The sequence below is a fragment of the Xanthomonas sp. CFBP 8151 genome (assembly GCF_011761885.1).
GTDB classification, from domain to species: Bacteria; Pseudomonadota; Gammaproteobacteria; order Xanthomonadales; family Xanthomonadaceae; genus Xanthomonas; species Xanthomonas arboricola_B.
The window spans coordinates 49821-71027 of the sequence record NZ_JAASQZ010000004.1 but is presented as its reverse complement, the minus strand read 5'-3'; the positions used below and the strand labels follow the sequence as shown (position 1 = coordinate 71027).

Here is a 21207-nt window from a genome sequence, read left to right as displayed (position 1 = left end):
AGGGCATGACCTGCGCCGGTCGGATCACCGTGCGTCGACCAGCGTCTCATCACCCCCATCGCATGCCGTGCGGTGGACAGGCTTTCAGCACGCAACCTGCAAACTTTTCAGTGCCTGGCGCAGCGCAGCCGGACAACACGCTTTCAAGAAAGCAGCCGACCAACTGTCTGGCGCGGTGTCCTCGCCGGTTGCAGGCCCCTTGGCGGCATGGATGCCGCCAAGGAGCCTCACGAACGGATGCACGGCGTGTCCCGCGAGCGGTGAGGGCACCGCGCACTCGACTCAACGGGCTTTGACTCGAGCATCCGATCGCGACGACACCACGCCTTACTCGGCCTTGCTCAGCTTCAACGCGGTCTCCAGCAGCAGGAACAGGCGCCGGATTTCTGCGCTCATCAGCGCGAAGCGGGCATCGAGTTCGGCGCGTGCGCCGTCGTCTTCGCTGTGTTCGAGCTGGTCCAGTGCGCCATCGAGGAACTTGAGCTTGCGGATCACCAGATCGTCGCCGAGCACGAACGACAGATTGTCGTCCAGCACCAGTGCCAGCTTGGTGACCTGCTTGCCGGCTTCCAGGTGCTTGTCGATCTCGTCGCCGCGCAGTTCCTGGTGCTGGCACTTGACCACCGCGCCGCCTTCGATCGGGTCCTTCATCTCGCACTCTTCGCCCAGGCTCAGGCCTTCGGGCAAGGGTTCGCCGGCGATCCAGCCGGTGAGGATGGCGCGGGGTGCGACTTCGGCATTCAACGGCAGCGCCGGGAAGCTGCCGAGCGCGCCGCGGATCTCGCTCATCACGTTCTCGCCGCTCTTGCGGCTGGAACTGTTGACCGCGATGTAGCCGTGCTGCAGGTCCAGGATGGCATCGGTGCGCGAGCTCTTGACGAAGGCGCGCGGCAACAGCTCGTGGATCAGGTCGTCCTTCAGGCGCTTGCGGGCCTTGCCGCCGGGGCGACGGCCTTCCTTCTCTTCGATCTCGGCGACCTTGCGCTCGAGCAGGTCGTTGACCACCGCGCCGGGCAGGATCTTGTCCTCGCCACCGACGGTGAGCCAGAGAAAGTCTTCCAGACGGTGCGAAAGCACTTCCTGCTCGTCGCGGCCGAACGGGGAGATGAAACCGCGCGAGCTCATTTCCAGCGGGCCGACCGGCTTGAGCTGCACTTGCGGCAACAGCGTGTCGATCTCGGAAAAATCCAGCGTGGTCGGGAAACGGAACAAAGTGAGATTACGAAAGAACATGCGTCGGACCGAGGAGGAGGAAGAAACGTGGAGGGTGGAAAGACTGCCGGCGCCGCGGTAGCCGCGTCAGTCGCTGTCGTGTGCGCTCTCGCCGGCGGCGAGCCAGGCGCTGGAATCGGGATCAGGATCGGGTGGTGCTGCATCGCCGCTATGGCCCAGCGCCAGGAAATCGAACAGGGTGCGGTCGGCCAGTTGCTCGGGCCGCACATCGCCCAGCGCGCGGGCGATCTGCTCGACCCGCCCAGGCTGCTCGCGGTCCCACTGCTGCAGCATCCGCCCGACCTGCTGGCGCTGCAGGTTTTCCTGGCTGCCGCACAGGTTGCACGGAATGATCGGGAACTGGCGCGCCTGCGCGTAGGCGGCGATATCGGCCTCGCGCACATAGGCCAGCGGGCGGATCACCACATGCGCGCCGTCGTCGCTGCGCAGCTTGGGCGCCATCGCCGCAAGCCGGGCGTGGTGGAACAGATTCATGAAGAACGTGGCCACGATGTCGTCGCGATGGTGGCCGAGCGCGATCTTGGTCACGCCATGCGCCTGCGCATAGGCGTACAGCGCGCCGCGCCGCAGCCGCGAGCACAACGAACACATGGTCTTGCCGGCCGGAATCACCCGGCTGACCACCGAATAGGTGTCCTGCTCGACGATGTCGAACCGTACGTTCAGCCCGCGCAGGTAAGTGGGCAGCACCTGCGCGGGGAAGTCGGGCTGCTTCTGGTCCAGATTGACCGCCACCAGGGTGAACGGCACCGGCGCCTTGCGCTGCAACTGCAGCAGCATGTCCAGCAAGGTGTAGCTGTCCTTGCCGCCGGACAGGCACACCATGATCTTGTCGCCGGCGGCGATCATGCCGAAGTCGGCAATCGCCTGGCCTACCTGGCGCTGCAGGCGTTTGCCCAGGCGCAACTGCTCACGCTGCAGCCGCTGGCGCGGGTCGCGCGGCGCGGGGTCGGCCAGGGGTTGCGGCAGCGGCAGGACAGCGGTCATAAGCCGGCCATTGTAGCTGCCCCGCGCGCGGCGAGCCGGCGCCGCGCGTGCGCGGCTGAATGCGCGGTCGGCCGCTTGCGGGCGAGGCGTTCGGCGCGGGTTTGGCGGTGCTGCGGCATCAGCGAACCGATCACGGCTGGCAGGTCGGCCGCAGGTGGTTGGCGCAGCGCACATCTCGCAGCGCAGCAAGCCTTTCGGCGCCGGGCTGGGTAAAGTCGGGCAGACCGCTTCACTCGGGATCGGCATGGCATCTTCAGCTTCGCTCCACCGCGCGGCTTTTTTCGGTCGCGATTGTGGTAGCGCTAACATTCTGCGCGGCATGGGTCAGGCCCTGTGCCGGCGTCCGTCTCCGGCGCTGATTGAGAGTGCGCGCCAGTGGCGGCGGTGACGACCTGCATGCGCGATCGCTGCGCTGCGTGACTGACCACTTGCTTGCAACACCCTTCCCTCTCCCCTCGCCTTTGCACAGGAGTTTTACCCCATGAGCAACACCGTCTACATCGGCGCCAAGGAATATTTCCCCGGTATCGGCAAGATCGGCTTCGAAGGCCGCGACTCGGACAACCCGCTGGCGTTCAAGGTCTACGACGCCACCAAGCAGGTCGGCGACAAGACCATGGCCGAGCATCTGCGCTTTGCCGTGGCCTACTGGCACAGTTTCTGCGGCAACGGCGCCGATCCGTTCGGCCCGGGCACGCGCGCCTATCCGTGGGATATCGGCAACACCGCGTTGAATCGCGCCGAAGCCAAGGCCGATGCCGCGTTCGAATTCTTCACCAAGCTCGGCGTGCCGTATTACTGCTTCCACGACGTGGATCTGTCGCCGGATGCCGACGACATCGGCGAGTACGAAAGCAACCTCAGGCACATGGTCGGCATCGCCAAGCAGCGCCAGGCCGACACCGGCGTCAAGCTGCTGTGGGGCACCGCCAACCTGTTCTCGCACCCGCGTTACATGAACGGCGCATCCACCAACCCGGACTTCAACGTGGTGGCGCGTGCGGCGGTGCAGGTCAAGGCCGCGATCGATGCCACGGTGGAACTGGGCGGCGAGAACTACGTGTTCTGGGGCGGCCGCGAAGGCTACGCCTGCCTGCACAACACCCAGATGAAGCGCGAGCAGGACAACATGGCGCGCTTTTTGACCCTGGCACGCGATTACGGCCGTGCGATCGGCTTCACCGGCAACTTCCTGATCGAGCCAAAACCAATGGAGCCGATGAAGCACCAGTACGACTTCGACAGCGCCACGGTGATCGGCTTCCTGCGCCAGCACGGCCTGGACCAGGACTTCAAGCTCAACATCGAAGCCAACCACGCCACGCTGTCGGGCCACAGCTTCGAGCACGACCTGCAGGTGGCATCCGATGCCGGCCTGCTGGGCAGCATCGATGCCAACCGCGGCAACCCGCAGAACGGCTGGGACACCGATCAGTTCCCGACCGACCTGTACGACACCGTCGGCGCGATGCTGGTGGTGCTGCGTCAGGGCGGGCTGGCACCGGGCGGGCTGAACTTCGATGCCAAGGTGCGTCGCGAGTCGTCCGACCCGCAGGATCTGTTCCTGGCGCATATCGGCGGCATGGACGCGTTTGCACGCGGGCTGGAAGTGGCCAATGCGCTGCTGACCTCCTCGCCGCTGGAGCAGTGGCGCGCCGAGCGTTACGCCAGCTTCGACAGCGGTGCGGGCGCGGACTTCGCCAACGGCAGCAGCACGCTGGTGGATGTGGCCAAGTACGCCGCCGGTAACGCACCCAAGCAGCTCAGCGGCCGTCAGGAAGCCTACGAGAACCTGATCAACCAGTATCTGACGCGTTGATGTTGTGCCGATGGTCGCCTGCACGCGCAGGCGATCACCGGCAGCCTGCGCGCACAACCGCGTGCGGTGTCATTGCTGTTCCGTTGCATCCGGCGCTGCCGGTGCGGCCACCGAATCCCGCTTGACCAGCAGGTGCGCGACCACATGATCGACCATCTTCGCCGTGCGCTCCTTGGCGCGAATCGTCTTCAGCAGGATGTCCAGCGCAGCGTCGGCCATGGCGGCGATGGGCTGCTGCACGGTGGTGAGTTCTGGCCATACCGCAGTGGCCGCGGAGGTGTCGTCGAAGCCGACCACCGACAGATCGCGCGGCACATCCAGCCCGCGCCGATGCGCGACCGAGATCGCGGCGGCGGCCATGTCGTCGTTGCTGGCGAAGATGGCGCTGGGGCGGCGTTTGCGCGCCAGCAGTTTTTCCGCAGCGACCAGGCCGGATTTGTAGGTGTAGTCGCCCGGCTGCACCAGATGCCGATCCAGCCGCAGGCCCGCATCGGCCAGCGCCGCCTGGAACCCTTCGAAGCGACGCGTGCTGGCGGACAGGTTGGGATGCCCGGCGATGTAGCCGATACGCGTGTGGCCCTGCGCGATCAGATGCTCGGTGATCTCCTTGGCGGCGGCGAATTCGTCGATGCGCACGCAGGCCACATCCGGACTGAAGTGGTTGGAGGCGATCGCCACCACCGGCACCTTGGCGCGTACCAGTTCCAGTACCGCGGCCTTGGATTCGCACAGCGGCGGCGGCAGGATCACCCCGGCCACGCCCTTGGCGAGCTTGCGCGCGGCACGGCGCTCGGCGTCGGCATCCAGGTCGTCCCAGCAATCGATCACCAGCTGGATCGGCGTGCGCGAGGCAACCCGCAACACGCCCAGCAGCAACTCACGCAGGTAGGCACCGCTGGGATCGCTGTAGATCAACGCGATGCGCGTGCTCTGCGCGGCGGCCAGGGCGCTGGCCGCCAGATTGGGCGTGTAACCCAGCTTGTCGACCGCGCGCAGCACGCGTGCGCGGGTGGCATCGCGCACGCTGCCGTTGTTGTTGACCACGCGCGAGACCGTCATCGGCGAAACCTTCGCCAGCGCCGCCACCTCGTCGATGGTGGTCGCGCGGCTGGTGCGGCGGACCGATTTCCTGACCTTCTCCAAGCGTGGCCTCTTCAAGTGGGTGGCGAACCTGCACGATGCACACAACCCGCTGCAATAACGCAAGCGTCGACTGCGTGCGTGACGATGCGACGCATGGTACCGGGAAGCAGGCAGAGCGGCGATACGCCGCCGCGTGCGGCGATGTCGCTGGAGCATGCCGCATGAGCGCGCGTGCAATGCGGCGCTGCGTCGCGTATTGCGCTGCATTGGCGCATCCGTGGTGGCTGGCGATGACGCTGCTGTGTGGATTGATGCTGGCCAGTGCCGGCGCGCGGGCCGAGGACGGCTACGAGTTATGGTTGCGCTACCACCGGATGGCTGACGCGGCGCAGTTGCGTGGCAGCGCAAGCGAGTTGATCGTCGCCGGCGACTCGCCGAGTCTGCAGGCTGCACGCGAGGAATTGCAGCGTGGACTGTCGGGCCTGCTTGGTGCTGCGCCGCAGTCGTCCGCCACGGTCACACGCGATGGTGCGATCTTGCTGGGTGCGGCCGCAGCGCCGCAGATCGCGGCGTTGAACCTGCAGACCGCCGGCCTGGGCCGCGAGGGCTATCTGATCCGCAGTGTCCGCGCGGACGGGCATCGCATCACCGCCATCGTCGGCGGCAGCGATATCGGTGCGCTGTATGGGGCATTCCACTTCCTGCGCCTGCTGCAGACCGGCCAGTCGCTGGCCGCGCTGGACCTGCGCGAGTCGCCGCGGTTGCAACTGCGCATGCTCAACCACTGGGACAACCTGGACGGGGTGGTCGAGCGCGGCTACGCCGGCGCCTCGTTATGGAACTGGCAGACCCTGCCGGGGTATCTGGATCCGCGCTATACCGACTACGCGCGCGCCAATGCATCGCTGGGCATCAACGGCAGCGTGCTCAACAATGTCAATGCCAAGGCCTGGAGCCTGACGCCGCAGTATCTGGACAAGGCGGCGGCACTGGCCAAGGTGTTTCGTCCCTACGGCATCCGGGTGTTTCTCAGCGCGCGTTTCAGCGCGCCGATCGAGATCGGTGGCCTGAAGACCGCCGACCCGCTGGATCCGCAGGTGCGGCAGTGGTGGCGCAACAAAGCCGACGAGATCTATGCACGCATTCCGGACTTCGGCGGTTTGTTGGTCAAGGCCAACTCCGAAGGCCAGCCCGGCCCGCAGGACTACGGGCGCAGCCATGCCGATGGCGCCAATCTGCTGGCCGACGCGCTGGCGCCGCACGGGGGCGTGGTGATGTGGCGCGCGTTCGTCTATTCGCATGCGCAGCCGGACGATCGCGCCAAGCAGGCGTACAGCGAGTTCCTGCCGCTGGATGGCCAGTTCCGCGACAACGTGATCGTGCAGGTCAAGAACGGGGCGATCGACTTCCAGCCGCGCGAGCCGTTCCATCCGCTGTTCGGCGCGATGCGCAAGACGCCGTTGATGCCGGAGTTCCAGATCACCAAGGAGTATCTGGGCTTTTCGACCCATCTGGCCTACCTGGGAACGCTGTTTGCCGAAACCCTGCAGGCCGACACCCATGCGCGCGGCAAGGGCTCGACGGTGGCCAGGACCGTGGATGGCAGTTTGTTCAAGGATGCCGGTCGCACGCGGCTGACCGGTATCGCCGGGGTGGCCAATATCGGTGCGGACCGCAACTGGAGCGGCTCGATCTTCGATCAGGCCAACTGGTATGCATACGGGCGGCTGGCGTGGAACCCGCAGTTGTCGCCGCAGGCGATCGCGCAGGAGTGGGCGCGCATGACCTTCTCCAACGATGCTGACGTGGTGACGCCCGTGGTCGACATGCTGCTGCGCTCGCGCGAGGCAGTGGTGGACTACATGACCCCGCTCGGCCTGCATCACCTGATGGGGCGCGGCCATCACTACGGCCCGGCACCGTGGGATGCGGGCAGCGAGCGCCCGGATTGGGACCCGGTCTACTACCACCGTGCCGATCGCGACGGCATCGGTTTCGATCGCACTGCCAGCGGCAGCAATGCGGTGGCGCAATACGCCAGGCCGGTGGCGCGCGTGTTCGGCGATGTGCAGCGCGTGCCGGAGCATTACCTGCTGTGGTTCCACCATGTGCCCTGGGAGCACCGCATGGCCTCCGGACGGCCGCTGTGGGACGAGCTGGTATGGCATTACGACCACGGCGTGAACGAGGTGCGTGCCATGCGCGCGACCTGGCAGGGCCTGGCCGGCAGGATCGATCCGCCGCGTTACCGGCAGGTGGCCAGTTTCCTGGCGATCCAACAGGACGAAGCGCAGTGGTGGCGCGATGCCAGCATCGCCTACTTCCAGAACGTGTCCGGGCGGCCGTTGCCGGCCGGCACGGCGCCGCCGGCGCATCCGTTGGCGTATTACCAGGCATTGCAGTTTCCGTATGCACCGGGGAATCCGAAATGAGCGCGCGCAGCTCGACGGTCCTCATGGCAGCGCTCTGCGCAGCGCTGCTGCCGCGCCTGGCGCAGGCGGCCGACGCGCCGTTGCTGCATGCGCTGTTTCAGGAGCATGTGGTGTTGCAGCGCGATGCGCCGATCCGCGTGTGGGGCGATGCACCCCCTGGCACGCGCGTGAGCGTGCAACTGGATGCGCAGCAGGTGCAGGCACGCGCAGATCGGCAAGGCCACTGGGAAGCGCGCCTGCCTGCGCACGCCGCAGGTGGCCCGTACACCTTGAGCGCACGCACCAGCACCGGTGTGACGCAGCAGGTCGACGACGTGCTGATCGGCGACGTGTGGCTGTGCTCGGGCCAGTCCAACATGGAATTGCAGGTGCATCGCACCTTGGATTCACGCAGCGAGATTGCCGATGCCGACAACCCGCGCATCCGCATGTTCAAGGTGCCGGCGCAGTCCAGCCCGACGCCGCAGCGCCGCTTCGGTGGCACTGCCGCATGGCAGCGCACCACGCCGGAGACGGTGAAGGAGTTTTCTGCGGCCTGCTATTACTTCGCGCGTGAGTTGCAGAAGACCGTCGATGTGCCGATGGGCCTGATCAATGCCTCCTGGGGCGGCTCGCAACTGCAGGCCTGGATCGGCGAGAAGGCACTGCGCGCTGCCGGCGACGACGGCCCGGCGCTGGATGTACTGGCGCGTTATGCACGCGACCCGGTGGATGCCGCGCCGCAGTGGGGCGCGCTGTGGGAGGCCTGGTGGCATGCGCACGGCGAAGGCGAGCCCTGGCAAGCGGATGCGCCCGGCGCCTGGCAAACCGCACCGGCGGCATTGGGCGCATGGGACGACTGGGGCGTGCCGCAGCTGGTCGGGTTCAACGGCATGGTCTGGTACCGCACCAGCGTGGAGCTGACGCCGGCGCAGGCCGCACAGGACGCCAGCTTGCTGCTCGGGCCGGTGGACGAGCTGGACCAGACCTGGGTCAACGGGCGCGGCGTGGGCAGCAGTTACGGTGCCGACCAGCCGCGTCGCTACAGCGTGCCGCGCGGCCGCCTGCATGCCGGGCGCAACAGCATCGTGCTCAATGTGCTCAACACCTATCGGCGCGGTGGGCTGCTGAGCGATGCGCAATCGCGTGCGCTGCAGTTCGCCGATGGCAGCACGCTACCCCTGGATGCGCCCTGGCAGTACCGCATCGTGCCGCCGCAACTGGGCTCGCCACCGCGCGCGCCGTGGTCGTCGGCGGCCGGGCTGACCACCTTGTACAACGGCATGATCGCCCCGCTCGGCCAGCTCGGCCTGCGTGGCGTGCTGTGGTACCAGGGGGAATCCAATGCCGGCGATGCGGTGCATTACCCGGCCTTGCTCGCTGCATGGCAACGCGATTGGCGGCAGCGCTTCGGTGCGCAGTTGCCGCTGCTGATCGTGCAACTGGCCAACTATGGCGCGCCGCCCACGCAGCCGGTGGAGAGCGGATGGGCGCAACTGCGCGAGGCGCAACGCCGCTTCGTCACCAACGATGCGCATGCGGGCCTTGCGGTGGCGATCGATATCGGCGACCGCTACGACATCCATCCGGCCAACAAGCAGGAGCTGGGCCGGCGCCTGGCGCGCGCGGCAAGGCGTGCGGTGTATGGCGAAGCGCTTGCGCCTTCCGGCCCGGTGCCGCGCGGCGCCCAGCGCGAAGCCGACAGCGTGCGCATCGCCTTCGACGATGTGGACACCGCCTTGCTCAGCTATGGCGCCGATGCGCCGGTCGGGTTCGAGCTGTGCGGCGCCGCGCCCAACAACTGTCGCTATGCCGTTGCCAGCTTGCACGACCACACCATCAGCCTGCGCATTCCCACCGGCCTGGCCGTCACGCGCGTGCGCTACTGCTGGGCCGACAGCCCGGTGTGCACCCTGTACGACCGCAGCGGCCTGCCGGCCGGCCCATTCGAACTCCCCCTCACTGCTGCCACTTCTCCCTGAGCGAGACCACGATGTCACAGACTCCCGACTCCCCTGCTCCGCTGCAAGGCTCGGCCCGCGATCGCGAGATCGTCGAGGCGCGCGTCATCGTCACCTGCCCGGGCCGCAACTTCGTCACCTTGAAGATCCGTACCCGCTCGGGCATCACCGGGCTGGGCGATGCCACGCTCAATGGCCGCGAACTGGCGGTGGCGGCGTATTTGCAGGAACACCTGGTGCCGAACCTGATCGGCCGCGATGCCGGCCGTATCGAAGACATCTGGCAGTTCTTCTACCGCGGCGCGTACTGGCGACGCGGCCCGGTGACTATGAGCGCGATCGCCGCGGTGGACGTGGCCTTGTGGGACATCCTGGGCAAGATGGCCGGCCTGCCGTTGTATCAGCTGCTCGGCGGGCGCTCGCGCGAGGGCGCGCTGGTGTACGGCCATGCCAATGGCCGCGATATCGCCGAAACCAGCGATGAGGTCGGCCGCTTCCGCGAGCTGGGCTTCATCGCCATCCGCGCGCAGTGCGGCGTGCCCGGCATCAAGAAGACCTACGGCATTTCCAGCGGCGGCAAACCGTATGAGCCGGCCGAGAGCGAACTGCCGAGCGAAACGGTATGGTCCACGCCACGTTATCTCGGCGTGGTGCCGAAGCTGTTTGCGCAATTGCGCAACGACCACGGCGACGAGATCGAACTGCTGCACGACGCGCACCACCGGCTCACTCCCATCGAGGCAGCGCGCCTGGGCCGTGACCTGGAACCGTACCGGTTGTTCTGGCTGGAAGACGCCACCCCTGCAGAAAACCAGCGCGCGTTCGAAGTGATCCGCCAGCACACGGTGACGCCATTGGCGGTGGGCGAGGTGTTCAATTCGCTGTGGGATTGCAAGCACCTGATCGAGCAGCAGCTGATCGACTACATCCGCACCACGATCGTCCACGCCGGCGGCATCACCCATGTGCGCCGGCTGGCCGATTTCGCCGCGCTGCATCAGGTGCGCACCGGCTTCCACGGCGCCACCGATCTGTCGCCGGTGTGCATGGGCGCGGCATTGCACTTCGACACCTGGGTACCCAACTTCGGCATCCAGGAATACATGTTCCATTCCGACGCGGCCAACGCGGTGTTCCCGCACGATTACGTGTTCCGCGATGGCCGCCTGCATTGCGGCGAAACGCCCGGGCATGGCGTGGACATCGACGAAGCGCTGGCCGCGAAGTATCCCTACGTGCCCAAGCAGTTGCCAGTTGCGCGCCTGGAGGACGGCGCGATGTGGGACTGGTGATGCGTCTGCTGCCGGCCGCGCTTGCGGCACTGCTGCTTGCCGTGGCCGCGCCTGCGCGCGTGCACGCGCAAGCGCAGGCCGATGTCGCCTTCGACTGGTTCGAATATCGCGGCGACGATGCGGTGTTCGCCACGCCGTTGCCGCCCGGCCACTACCGCAACCCGGTGCTGGCCGGGTTCTACCCGGACCCCAGCGTGACGCGCGTGGGCGAGCGCTATTACCTGGTCAATTCCACGTTTGCGTATTTCCCGGCGATCCCGGTGTTCGAGAGTACCGACCTGGTGCACTGGACGCAGATCGGCAATGTGGTCGAGCGCCGCAAGCAGCTCGACTACGACGGGCTGGGCGTGTCGCGCGGCATGTTCGCTGCCAGCATCCGTCATCATGCCGGGCGTTTCTATGTCGTGGGGACCTCGGTCGACAGCGGCGGCAACTTCATTGCCAGCGCCAGCAATCCCGCAGGCCCATGGTCGGCACTGACGTGGTTGCCGGGCATCGACGGCATCGACCCGTCGTTGTTCTTCGATACGGACGGCAGCGCCTACCTGCTCAACAACGGCCCGCCGGAAGGTACGCCGTTGTACGAAGGCCACCGTGCGATCTGGATGCAGCGCTTCGACCTCGCCAGCAATCAACCGGTCGGCCCGCGCAAGGTGGTGCTCAACGGCGGGGTGGATCTGGCCAGCAAGCCGATCTGGATCGAAGGCCCGCATCTGTACCGACGCGACGGGTGGTATTACCTCTCGTGTGCCGAAGGCGGCACCGGCCCGCAACATTCGCAGGTGGTGCTGCGCAGCCGCACTGTGTGGGGGCCGTTCGCGGCATCGCCGCACAATCCGATTTTGACCCAACGCGACCTGCCGGCCAATCGCGCACACCCGGTCAGCAATGCCGGGCATGTGGATCTGGTGGACACACCGGACGGGCACTGGTGGGCGGTGTTCCTGGCCAGCCGCCCGTATGCGGGCGAACGCTACAACACCGGGCGCGAAACCTTCCTGCTGCCGGTGCACTGGCGCGATGGTTGGCCGTCGATCCTGCCGGCCGGCGAGCCGATTCCGTATCACGCACAGAGCCCGCGCGGCGGCAAGACACCGGCCGATCAAGCCCCGTTGTCGGGCAACTTCACCTGGCGCGACGACTTCGCCGGAACCTCATTGCAGCGCGAATGGCTTTATTTACGTGTGCCCAAACATGAAGTGGCCAACCTGCGCACGCGCGCCGGTTGGGTGACGCTGCATGCCAATGCACACGGCCTGGACAGCACCGCCACACCTGCCTTCCTCGCGCGTCGCCAGCAGCACACGCGCTTTACCGCAAGCACGGCCTTGGCGGTACCCACGCAGGCCGGCATCAGCGCAGGGCTTGCTGCTTTTCAGAATTCCAACGTGTGGTATGCACTGGGCGTGCGACGCAACGGCGATGCGCTGGACGTCTTCCTCGACAAGCGCGAGGGCGCAAGAACCACCACGCTCGCACGCACCCGCGTCCCCACAACGGCGCAGCTGCGCCTGCAGATCAGCGGCGATGGCGGCGCGTACAGCTTCGCCTTCGATGCCGATGGGCGCGGCTGGCAGTCGCTACGCCGCAACGATGCTGCGGGCATGCTCAGCACCACACAGGCCGGCGGTTTCGTCGGCAGCATGATCGGGCCGTTTGCCCAGCTGGAACCGCACCGCACCCAGGAGGACTGACCATGCATTCGCACCCCGCCCATCTCGCCACCGCCCCACATCGCGCACTCGCACGCGGCTTACTGCTGGCGATGGCGCTTGCCGCCACCGGCGCGCAGGCCGCAACGCCGCCGCCATACCTGGACACCCAGCGCCCGTTCGATGTACGCGCGGCCGACCTGGTGGCGCGCATGACGCTGGAGGAAAAGGCCGCGCAGATGCAGAACGCCACCCCGGCGATCCCGCGCCTGCAGGTGCCCGAATACGATTGGTGGAACGAAGCGCTGCACGGCGTAGCGCGTGCCGGTGGCGCCACCATGTTTCCGCAGGCGATCGGCCTGGCTGCTACGTTCGACACCCCATTGATGGCCGAGGTGGCCACCGCCATCGGCGACGAAGCACGCGCCAAGCACCATGCATTCCTGGCGCGCGGCGAGCACAAGCGCTACCAGGGGCTCACCTTCTGGTCGCCCAACATCAACATCTTCCGCGACCCGCGCTGGGGCCGCGGGCAGGAAACCTATGGCGAAGACCCGTTTCTGACCGCGCGCATGGGCGTGACCTTCGTGCAGGGCCTACAGGCGCAGCAAGGGCCGTACCGCAAGCTCGATGCCACCGCCAAGCACTTCGCCGTGCACAGCGGTCCGGAGGCCGACCGTCATCATTTCGACGTGCATCCCGGCGAGCGCGATCTCCATGAAACCTATCTGCCCGCGTTCCAGGCCCTGGTGCAGGAAGGCAAGGTCGCTGCGGTGATGGGCGCCTACAACCGCGTCAATGGCGAGTCCGCCTCGGCCAGCACGCGGCTGGAAGGCATCCTGCGCCGCGACTGGGGCTTCGAAGGCTACATCGTCAGCGACTGCGCCGCCATCCGCGATATCTGGCAGAACCACAAGATCGTGCCCACGCCCGAGGCCGCGGCCGCGCTCGGCGTCAAGCACGGCACCGACCTGGACTGCGGCGACACCTACGCCGCATTGCCGGCGGCGGTGCGCGCCGGCTTGATCGACGAGGCCAGCATCGACACCGCGCTCAAGCGCCTGATGACCACGCGCATGCGGCTGGGCATGTTCGACCCGCCGGCCAAGGTGCCCTGGGCGCAGATTCCTGCGACGGTGAATCAATCGCCAGAGCACGATGCACTGGCCCGCCGCACCGCGCGCGAATCGCTGGTGCTGCTGAAGAACGACGGCCTGCTGCCGCTCAAACCCACGCTCAAGCGCATCGCCGTGATCGGCCCCACCGCCGACGACCCGATGTCGCTGCTGGGCAATTACTACGGCACGCCAGCCGCGCCGGTCACCATCCTGCAAGGCATCCGCGACGCCGCACCGCAGGCACAGGTGGTCTACGCGCGCGGCAGCGATCTGGTGGAAGGGCGCGAAGACCCCAATGCCGCGGCACCGATCGACACCCGCTATCTGCGCCCGGCGCCAGATGCCAAGCAGAACGGCCTCACCGGTGAATACTTCCGTGGACGTGCGTTGGCCGGCCAGCCGGTGCTGACCCGTATCGACCCGCGCATCGCCTTCCGCTGGGACCGCAATGCGCCTACCGACGATGCCGTCGGCCGCGGTGAACTGCAGGCCGACCGTGCACTGGCCAAGGACGACTTCAGCGTGCGCTGGCATGGCCAGCTGCTGCCGCCGGTGTCGGGCACCTACGAGCTGCAGATCGCCGCCGACGATGGCGTGCGCCTGTTTCTGGACGGCAAGCTGCTCATCGATCAATGGGGCGAGGCCCCGCGCATGCGCGGCGGCAATGCCAGCGTTGCGCTGGAAGCCGGCAAGGCCTACGACCTGCGCGTGGAATACTTCGAGGCCACGCGCGATGCCGGCGTGCGTCTGGCCTGGCGCATGCCCGGCGCCAAACCGCCGCTGCAGGAAGCGGTGGACGCCGCACGCAACGCCGAGGTGGTGGTGTTCGTCGGCGGGCTCACCGGCGATGTCGAAGGCGAAGAGATGGACGTCAACTATCCTGGCTTTGCCGGCGGCGACCGCACCGACACCCGCCTGCCCAAACCGCAGCGCGAATTGCTGCAGGCACTGCAGGCCACCGGCACGCCGGTGGTTGCGGTGCTGACCACCGGCTCTGCGCTGGCGATCGACTGGGCGCAGCACCACGTGCCCGCGATCCTGTTGGCCTGGTATCCCGGCCAACGCGGCGGCAGCGCGGTCGGCGATGTGCTGTTCGGCCAGGCCAGTCCCGGCGGCCGCCTGCCGATCACCTTCTACAAGGAAGACGAGCGCCTGCCCGCCTTCGACGATTACGCCATGCGCGGCCGCACCTATCGCTACTTCGACGGCAAGCCGCTGTACCCGTTCGGCCACGGCCTGTCGTACACGCAATTCGCCTATTCGGATCTGCAGCTGGACCGCACCACGGTTGCAGCCGATGGCACGCTCACGGCAACGGTCACGCTGAAGAACACCGGCCAACGCGCAGGCGATGAAGTGGTGCAGCTGTATCTGCATCCGCTCAAGCCGCAACGCGAACGCGCCATCAAGGAACTGCGCGGCTTCCAGCGCATCACCCTGCAACCCGGCGAACAACGCCAGCTGCGCTTCACCCTCAAGGCGCAAGATGCCCTGCGCATCTACGACGACCAGCGCAAGGCCTACGCGGTGGACCCAGGCGACTACGAAATACAGATCGGCGCTTCCAGCGCAGACATCCGCAACAAGCAGCGCTTCACCGTCACCGACAAGTAGCAAATGCCGACACCCACGCCATGCGGACATGGGCAAAGAAGCCCCCAGCCGCGATTCCCCTAAAGCCCCTCTCCCGCCGGGGCGAAGAGGCACCGCTTGGGCGCCACTGACGCGCGTGCCTTGGAGCGCCCGCGTCGCAAGACGTGGGCCGGGGCGCGGAGCGGGGGTTGGTGAGGGTACGGCCACAGGCGAACTTGCAGCACCCCCACGATTCCAAACAAAAACCCATGCCAATTCCAACGCTCTCCATTGCAACGCTCTCCCATCTGCCAACCACCGTCCTCCCTCCCAGCTACAACCCCAAACACACCACCATCGGCATCGTCCATCTGGGCGCTGGCGCCTTCCACCGCGCCCACCAGGCCGTCTACCTCGACGACCTGCTCGCGCAGGACCCCAGCTGGGCCATCTGCGCCGTGTCGCTACACAGCGCGGGCGTGCGCGACGCCCTGCGTCCGCAAGACGGCCTGTACACCCTCGCCTTGCTCGACGAGCACCCCCAACTGCGCATCATCGGCGCCATCCGCGAGGTGCTGTGCGCCGCCGACGAACCCGCCGCCGTGCTCGCGCGCCTGGCCGATCCCGCCGTGCGCCTGGTCACCCTCACCGTCACCGAAAAAGGCTATTGCCTGGCCGGCGACACGCTCGACCTGGCCCATCCCGACATCGTGCACGACATCGCCAGCCCCGGCACACCGCGCAGCGCCATCGGCTATCTGGTCGCCGGCCTGCAACAGCGCAGGCAGCAAGGCAGCGCACCGTTCACCGTGCTCAGCTGCGACAACCTGCCCGACAACGGCAGCCTGCTGCGCAGCGCGGTATTGCGGCTCACCCAGCAACACGATCCAGCACTTGCTGCATGGATCGACCGCCAAGTCAGCTTTCCGCGTTCGATGGTCGACAGCATCACCCCCGCCACCGACGACGCGCTGCGCGCAAATGTGCAAGCGCAAACCGGCTTGCACGACGCCTGGCCGATCCAGCGCGAGCGCTACAGCCAGTGGGTGATCGAAGACCGCTTCTGCAACGGCCGCCCCGCGCTCGAGCGCGCAGGCGTGATTCTCAGCGACGATATCGCCGGCTACGCACGCGCCAAACTGCGCCTGCTCAACGGCCCGCATTCCGCACTCGCCTATCTCGGCAGCCTGCTCGGTCTGGAGACGGTCGCCGACGCCATGCACCACCGGCAACTGGCCGCCTTTGTCGAAGCCCTGATGCGCGCGGACATCGCCCCCACCCTGCAGCCCATGCCGGGCTTCGACCCGCAGCACTACATCGATGCCATCCTGGCCCGCTTCCGCAACCCCGCCATCCGCCACCTGCTCGCCCAGATCGCCTGGGACGGCTCGCAGAAGATTCCGGTGCGCCTGCTCAGCGCGATCAGTGATGCATTGGATGCCGGGCGACGGATCGACCGGCTCTGCATTCCGGTAGCGGCGTGGTTGCAATTCGTGCGCAGGCAGGCGGCCAACGGCGTGGCCTTGGTCGATCCGCTGGGCGAAGTCCTTAGCGACATCGGCCGTTCGACCACCGGCGATGCCAGCCATGACATCGCGGCATTCCTCACCGTGGATGCAGTGTTCGCTTCGCTCTCTGGCGATGCGCGTTTTATGGAGGCACTGCAAGCTGCCTACGCTACGCTGGGCACTGCAACACCGGCGCAGATACAGCTGCCAATCGATGCAAGGTGATGCACGGCAAACGCATCGCCCGCTGCAATCGCATGCCGACAGGGTCCGATGTCTGCGTCGTGCGATCTCTGGCAGCGTGTACCTCGTGCCACCTGGTCGATGGCCTGTTCCGGCTGTGCAGGTATGCAGATGCAGGCGATTGGACGCCTAGTTACCGATTACCTGCCCAATCCTGATCAGATTGCCGTTTTCATCGACAAGCGCAAATTCCCGCATCCCCCACGGCTTGTCGCTGACAGCATCGAGCCTGGGGATGCCGTGCGCCGGTAGCTGCGCGGCACGCATGGCGGCGTAGACCGCATCGACATCGCCAACCCGGATGTAGCAGCCCGCATAGCAGGCAGCAGGTTCAAGATCCGGGTGCGCGAAGAAATGCAGCTCCACCTCGCCACGCGTCAGGATCGCGTAGCCCGCATCGTGCGGGTGCGCGTCACCGACAAAGCCCAGCCGCCGATAGAAGGCGAGCGTACGTTCGATCGAGCGACCGGGGAGCAGTGGGATCGTACGGTCTGGCGTTTCAGCAGTGGAAGTCATCGCTTTCTCGTAGTGGGATAACGAAGCCGTCTTTGGGCGCAACGATACGCCAGATACGAAAGATCGGTTGGGAACCGTGCCGTGCCGTCTTGACTCGCCGCATTGGCGAATAGCAAGATCCCTGTGCTGCGGCACATTCCACAGCCGAATTTGACAGTCCGAAACCACAAGGCGCACCAGCGCCCCTTGCACGATGTCGGCGCTTCTTTTTCCCGACTTATCGCATGGGCAGGCGCGCTCGCTTTACGGCTGGTGGTGCGCGAAGACCACAAGGTCTGCCGACTCCTTGCAACCTGTCTACTAACTGCGCATCGTCCGCCACCCTTGTTTAGCAGCTTCTTGCCTGCAATGGCATCTGCATCGCGTCGCTCGCCATGACATGCTTGGCCCTATCCACGACCCCCGCCCAGGTTCGGTTAGGTTCAAGCTCCGCATGGGCATGCGCAAGAAACACGAGTTGCCGGAAAAACCCTGCATGCAATGCGGGCGGCCGTTTCGTTGGCGCAAGAAGTGGGAGCGCGTGTGGGACGAGGTGAAGTACTGCTCCGACCGTTGCCGTGGCGAAAGCAAGCGGACGCGTGTGGCTCCGTGATCGGCGCGCTGTATTGATCGCCGGTTAACACATCGGAACTCCACCGCCAAACCCTTGCACACAGGCGCACTCGCGTTGTGTCGGTGCGCGACGTACAGCAGCGGACCTCGGTACCGGTGTGATTTCCCGATGGCCACTGCTGGTCGCAGTCGCGACGTTTGGCCAAGCGCGGTGGAAGACGCGGGGTTGGTAGGCTACCTTGTTCGTGCACCTATGGAGTTCTCTGCATGAAACTGGCTGTCTTCAGCACCCGCCCTTACGACAAGCGCTTTCTCGACGAAGCGAAACTACGCCTGGGCGTGGAATACGCAGTCGAGTTCGTCTACTTCGAGGCATCGCTCAACCTGCAGACGGCAACGTTGGCGCAGGGGTGCGAAGTGGTCTGCGTCTTCGTCAACGACCAGCTCGACGCGCCCGTGCTGCAGGCACTGCACGCGGCCGGCGTGCGCGCAGTGCTGCTGCGCTGCGCCGGTTTCAACAATGTGGATCTTGCTGCGGCTGCGGCACTCGGGCTGTTCGTGGCACGCGTGCCGGCCTACTCGCCCGAGGCGGTGGCCGAGCACACCCTGGCGCTGGTCATGACGCTCAACCGGCAGACGCACCGCGCCTACAACCGCGTACGCGAGGGCAACTTCATGCTCGATGGCCTGCTCGGCCGCACCTTGCGCGGCAAGACGGTGGGCCTGATCGGGCTGGGCAAGATCGGGCTGGCGACTGCACGTATTTTTCAGGGAATGGGCTGCAGCGTGCTGGGCTTTGACCCCTATCCCACGCCGGGGTTCGAGACGCTCGGGCAGCGGGTCGAGCTGGAGACGCTATTGGCTCGCTCGGACATCGTCTCGCTGCACTGCCCGCTGACACCGGCGACCCAGTACCTGATCAATGACGCGTCGCTGGCGTCGATGAAGCCGGGTGCGATGCTGGTCAACACCTCACGCGGTGGGCTGGTGGATACCGATGCGGTGATCCGCGCGCTCAAGTCCCGCCAGCTGGGCCATCTTGCCATCGATGTCTACGAGCAGGAAAACGCATTGTTCTTTCAGGACCGCTCGGGCGAGATCATCGACGACGAGGTGTTTCAGCGCCTGATGACCTTCCCCAATGTGCTGGTGACCGGGCACCAGGGATTCTTCACTGCCGAGGCGCTGCAGGAGATCTCCGAGATCACCTTGCGCAACCTCGCCGACTTCGCTGCCGGTTCCCCGTGCGCGAATCGTGTGCCGACAGCTTAGCGTCACCTTTTCCGTTCACCACTCGCGCAGGTTCGACCATGTGGCAACAACTCTACGACCCGCTCGGTAACGCCAACCTGTCGGCCTTGCTGGCCGCCTTGCCGGTGCTGTTGTTTTTGCTGGCACTGACGGTGCTGCGGCTCAAGGGGCTGACCGCCGCGTCGCTGGCCGTACTGGTCTCGGTGGCGGTGTCGTCGTTGGTGTTCGGCATGCCGATGGCCAGCATCGTGGGCGCCGCGCTGTTGGGCATCGCCAACGGTATCTTCCCGATCGGCTTTATCGTGCTGATGGCGGTGTGGCTGTACAAGCTGGCCATCCGCAGCGGCAAGTTCGAGGTGATCCGCGGCAGCATTGCCACGGTGTCCGAAGACCAGCGCATCCAGGTGCTGCTGATCGCGTTCTGCTTCGGCGGATTTCTGGAAGGCGCCGCGGGGTTCGGCGTGCCGATCGCCATCTGTGCGGCGCTGCTGGTGGAGCTGGGCTTCCGTCCGCTCAAGGCGGCGATGCTGTGCCTGCTCGCCAACGGCGCGGCGGGCGCCTACGGGGCGATCGGCATCCCGGTGCTGGTCGGTGCACAGCAAGGTGGCGTGCGCCTGGACGAGATGTCGCTGATGCTGATGGTGCTGGTGCAGGTCTGCGCACTGTTGGTGCCGGCGGGGCTGGTGGCGATGCTCGATGGTTGGCGTGGCGTGCGCGAGACCTGGCCGGTGCTGCTGTTTGTCGGCGTGGTGTTCAGTGGCGTGCAGACGTTGACGCTGTCTCTGCTGGGGCCGGAACTGGTGGACATTCTCGGACCCTTGGCCGGCATGGGCGGGCTGGCACTGTTCATGCGGTTCTGGCGCCCCAAGCGCATCTACCGCGAGGCGCAGGCCCCGCCGTGCTCCGCCCAGCGCTGGACGCTCACGCAGGTGCTGCTGGCATGGTCGCCGTTCTACATGTTGACCGGCGCGATCCTGGTATGGAGCCTGCCTGCGTTCAAGGCGCTGTTTGCCGCAGACGGCGCGCTTGCCGACACGGTGCTGCGTCTGCCCATCGGCCTGCTCGATCAACGCGTGCAGGAAGTGCCGCCATTGGTCGCCAGCGTGCGTACGCTGCCTGCGGTGTGGAACGTCGGTTGGCTCAACGCCTCCGGCACGGCGATCCTGATCGCAGCGGTGCTCACGGTGCTACTGTCGCCGCGCCTGAACCTGCGCTCGGCAACGGGCGAACTGGTCCAGTCGGCGAAGGAGATGTGGAAGCCGCTGGCCACCGTGTCGCTGGTGATGGCGGTGGCCTATGTCACCAATTACTCCGGCGCGTCCTCGTCCATCGGGCTGGCGCTGGCCCAGGCAGGAGGCGTGTTTCCGTTGCTGTCGCCGGTCATCGGCTGGATGGGGGTGTTCATCACCGGCTCGGTGGTCAACAGCAATACGCTGTTTGCGCACCTGCAGGCAGTGACGGCGGCACAGATCGGCGTGCCTGCTGCGTTGCTGGTGGCCGCCAACACCGCCGGTGGCGTGATGGCGAAACTGGTCTCGCCGCAATCGATCGCCATTGCGGCGGCCGCGGTCAAACTGGTGGGGCAGGAGTCGGCGATCATGCGGACCACCCTGGCCGCAAGCCTTGGATTGCTGGCGTATGTCTGCCTTTGCACGTGGCTGCTGTCGATGGTGTTGCAATGACTCTTCGATGATGCGCGCCGCCATGTGTTGCGCGTTGCGGCTTCACCGGCACGCTCTTGTGCGGATCGACGCGTGCGTTGCTTGAATCGGGTGCTGCGTTCTTTGTGCTGATGCCATAACCGGGCAACCAAACGAGTGCATCGGTTCAGTTCGCTACGGCGTGCGCGCTTTTTTTGTGCCTGAAAGAATCCGGCATTTTCCTTGCAAACCGTATTGCGGCGATGTCGCTACACTCGGCATTCCCTGCGCTCAGGTAGCAGCCGTCCATGACCCTGTCAGCAAACGCGTTACGTGTGGCTTTTGTATTGGCCATGTCTGCATGCTCAC

15 protein-coding genes are annotated in these 21207 nt (G+C 66.4%); 11 read left to right on the top strand and 4 right to left on the bottom strand.

All coding sequences use genetic code 11. The features are described 5' to 3' along the window. Positions 1–327: 327 nt before the first annotated feature. A complete protein-coding gene (locus tag FHT08_RS17110) occupies positions 328–1233 on the bottom strand; it encodes a recombination-associated protein RdgC (protein WP_007974628.1) in 906 nt (301 codons plus the stop codon). A 66-nt stretch (positions 1234–1299) separates the two neighbouring features. After that, entirely contained in the window at positions 1300–2220 is a 921-nt protein-coding gene (gene ttcA, locus FHT08_RS17105) for a tRNA 2-thiocytidine(32) synthetase TtcA (RefSeq protein WP_166775984.1), read from the bottom strand. 481 nt (positions 2221–2701) lie between these two features. Here ttcA and xylA point away from each other — a divergent pair, with 481 nt between their 5' ends. Then, the gene (gene xylA / locus FHT08_RS17100; protein WP_166775982.1) at positions 2702–4039 is read left to right on the top strand and encodes a xylose isomerase; all 1338 of its coding nucleotides are present in this window, start codon (positions 2702–2704) and stop codon (positions 4037–4039) included. A gap of 69 nt (positions 4040–4108) precedes the next feature. On the opposite strand, the gene FHT08_RS17095 is transcribed toward xylA, so the two are convergent. After that, the gene (locus FHT08_RS17095) at positions 4109–5125 is read right to left on the bottom strand and encodes a LacI family DNA-binding transcriptional regulator (protein WP_258078529.1); all 1017 of its coding nucleotides are present in this window, start codon (positions 5123–5125) and stop codon (positions 4109–4111) included. Between FHT08_RS17095 and FHT08_RS20230 the strand changes: the two genes are divergently transcribed. From FHT08_RS20230 to FHT08_RS17065, 7 genes are all read left to right on the top strand, one after another. Continuing rightward, on the top strand, positions 5076–5240 hold the full coding sequence (locus FHT08_RS20230) for a hypothetical protein (protein WP_016903660.1): 165 nt from the start codon (positions 5076–5078) through the stop codon (positions 5238–5240). The two genes, FHT08_RS17095 and FHT08_RS20230, sit on opposite strands and share 50 nt — an antisense overlap. A gap of 118 nt (positions 5241–5358) precedes the next feature. Further along, complete coding sequence (locus tag FHT08_RS17090) at positions 5359–7554, top strand: alpha-glucuronidase family glycosyl hydrolase (RefSeq protein WP_166776243.1); 2196 nt, start codon at positions 5359–5361, stop codon at positions 7552–7554. After that, positions 7551–9515: a sialate O-acetylesterase gene (locus tag FHT08_RS17085; protein WP_166775980.1), complete on the top strand. Its 1965-nt coding sequence runs from the start codon at positions 7551–7553 to the stop codon at positions 9513–9515. Before FHT08_RS17090 ends, FHT08_RS17085 begins: the two co-directional genes overlap by 4 nt. Before the next feature lie 11 nt (positions 9516–9526). Further along, positions 9527–10786, top strand: coding sequence for a D-mannonate dehydratase ManD (gene manD / locus FHT08_RS17080; RefSeq protein WP_047130538.1), 1260 nt, complete (start codon positions 9527–9529; stop codon positions 10784–10786). Beyond that, complete coding sequence (locus tag FHT08_RS17075; protein WP_208409103.1) at positions 10786–12480, top strand: glycoside hydrolase family 43 protein; 1695 nt, start codon at positions 10786–10788, stop codon at positions 12478–12480. Before manD ends, FHT08_RS17075 begins: the two co-directional genes overlap by 1 nt. 2 nt (positions 12481–12482) lie before the next feature. Next, positions 12483–15170 (top strand): glycoside hydrolase family 3 protein, encoded by a 2688-nt coding sequence (locus FHT08_RS17070; RefSeq protein WP_166775976.1) that lies wholly within the window; start codon positions 12483–12485, stop codon positions 15168–15170. 227 nt (positions 15171–15397) lie between these two features. Beyond that, a complete protein-coding gene (locus tag FHT08_RS17065) occupies positions 15398–16861 on the top strand; it encodes a mannitol dehydrogenase family protein (protein ID WP_166775974.1) in 1464 nt (487 codons plus the stop codon). 147 nt (positions 16862–17008) lie between these two features. Here the strand turns inward: FHT08_RS17065 and FHT08_RS17060 are convergent, their stop codons facing one another. Next, positions 17009–17395, bottom strand: a complete 387-nt coding sequence (locus FHT08_RS17060; RefSeq protein WP_166776241.1) for a VOC family protein — start codon at positions 17393–17395, stop codon at positions 17009–17011. 433 nt (positions 17396–17828) lie between these two features. On the opposite strand from FHT08_RS17060, the gene FHT08_RS17055 reads away from it, so the two are divergent. The 3 genes from FHT08_RS17055 to FHT08_RS17045 all read left to right on the top strand — a co-directional run bounded on the left by FHT08_RS17055 (position 17829) and on the right by FHT08_RS17045 (position 20880). Then, positions 17829–17987 (top strand): DUF2256 domain-containing protein, encoded by a 159-nt coding sequence (locus tag FHT08_RS17055; protein WP_166775972.1) that lies wholly within the window; start codon positions 17829–17831, stop codon positions 17985–17987. Between the two features lie 227 nt (positions 17988–18214). Continuing rightward, positions 18215–19219, top strand: a complete 1005-nt coding sequence (locus FHT08_RS17050; RefSeq protein ID WP_104537785.1) for a 2-hydroxyacid dehydrogenase — start codon at positions 18215–18217, stop codon at positions 19217–19219. Between the two features lie 38 nt (positions 19220–19257). Beyond that, a complete protein-coding gene (locus FHT08_RS17045) occupies positions 19258–20880 on the top strand; it encodes a lactate permease LctP family transporter (RefSeq protein WP_104537784.1) in 1623 nt (540 codons plus the stop codon). Positions 20881–21207 lie beyond the last annotated feature (327 nt).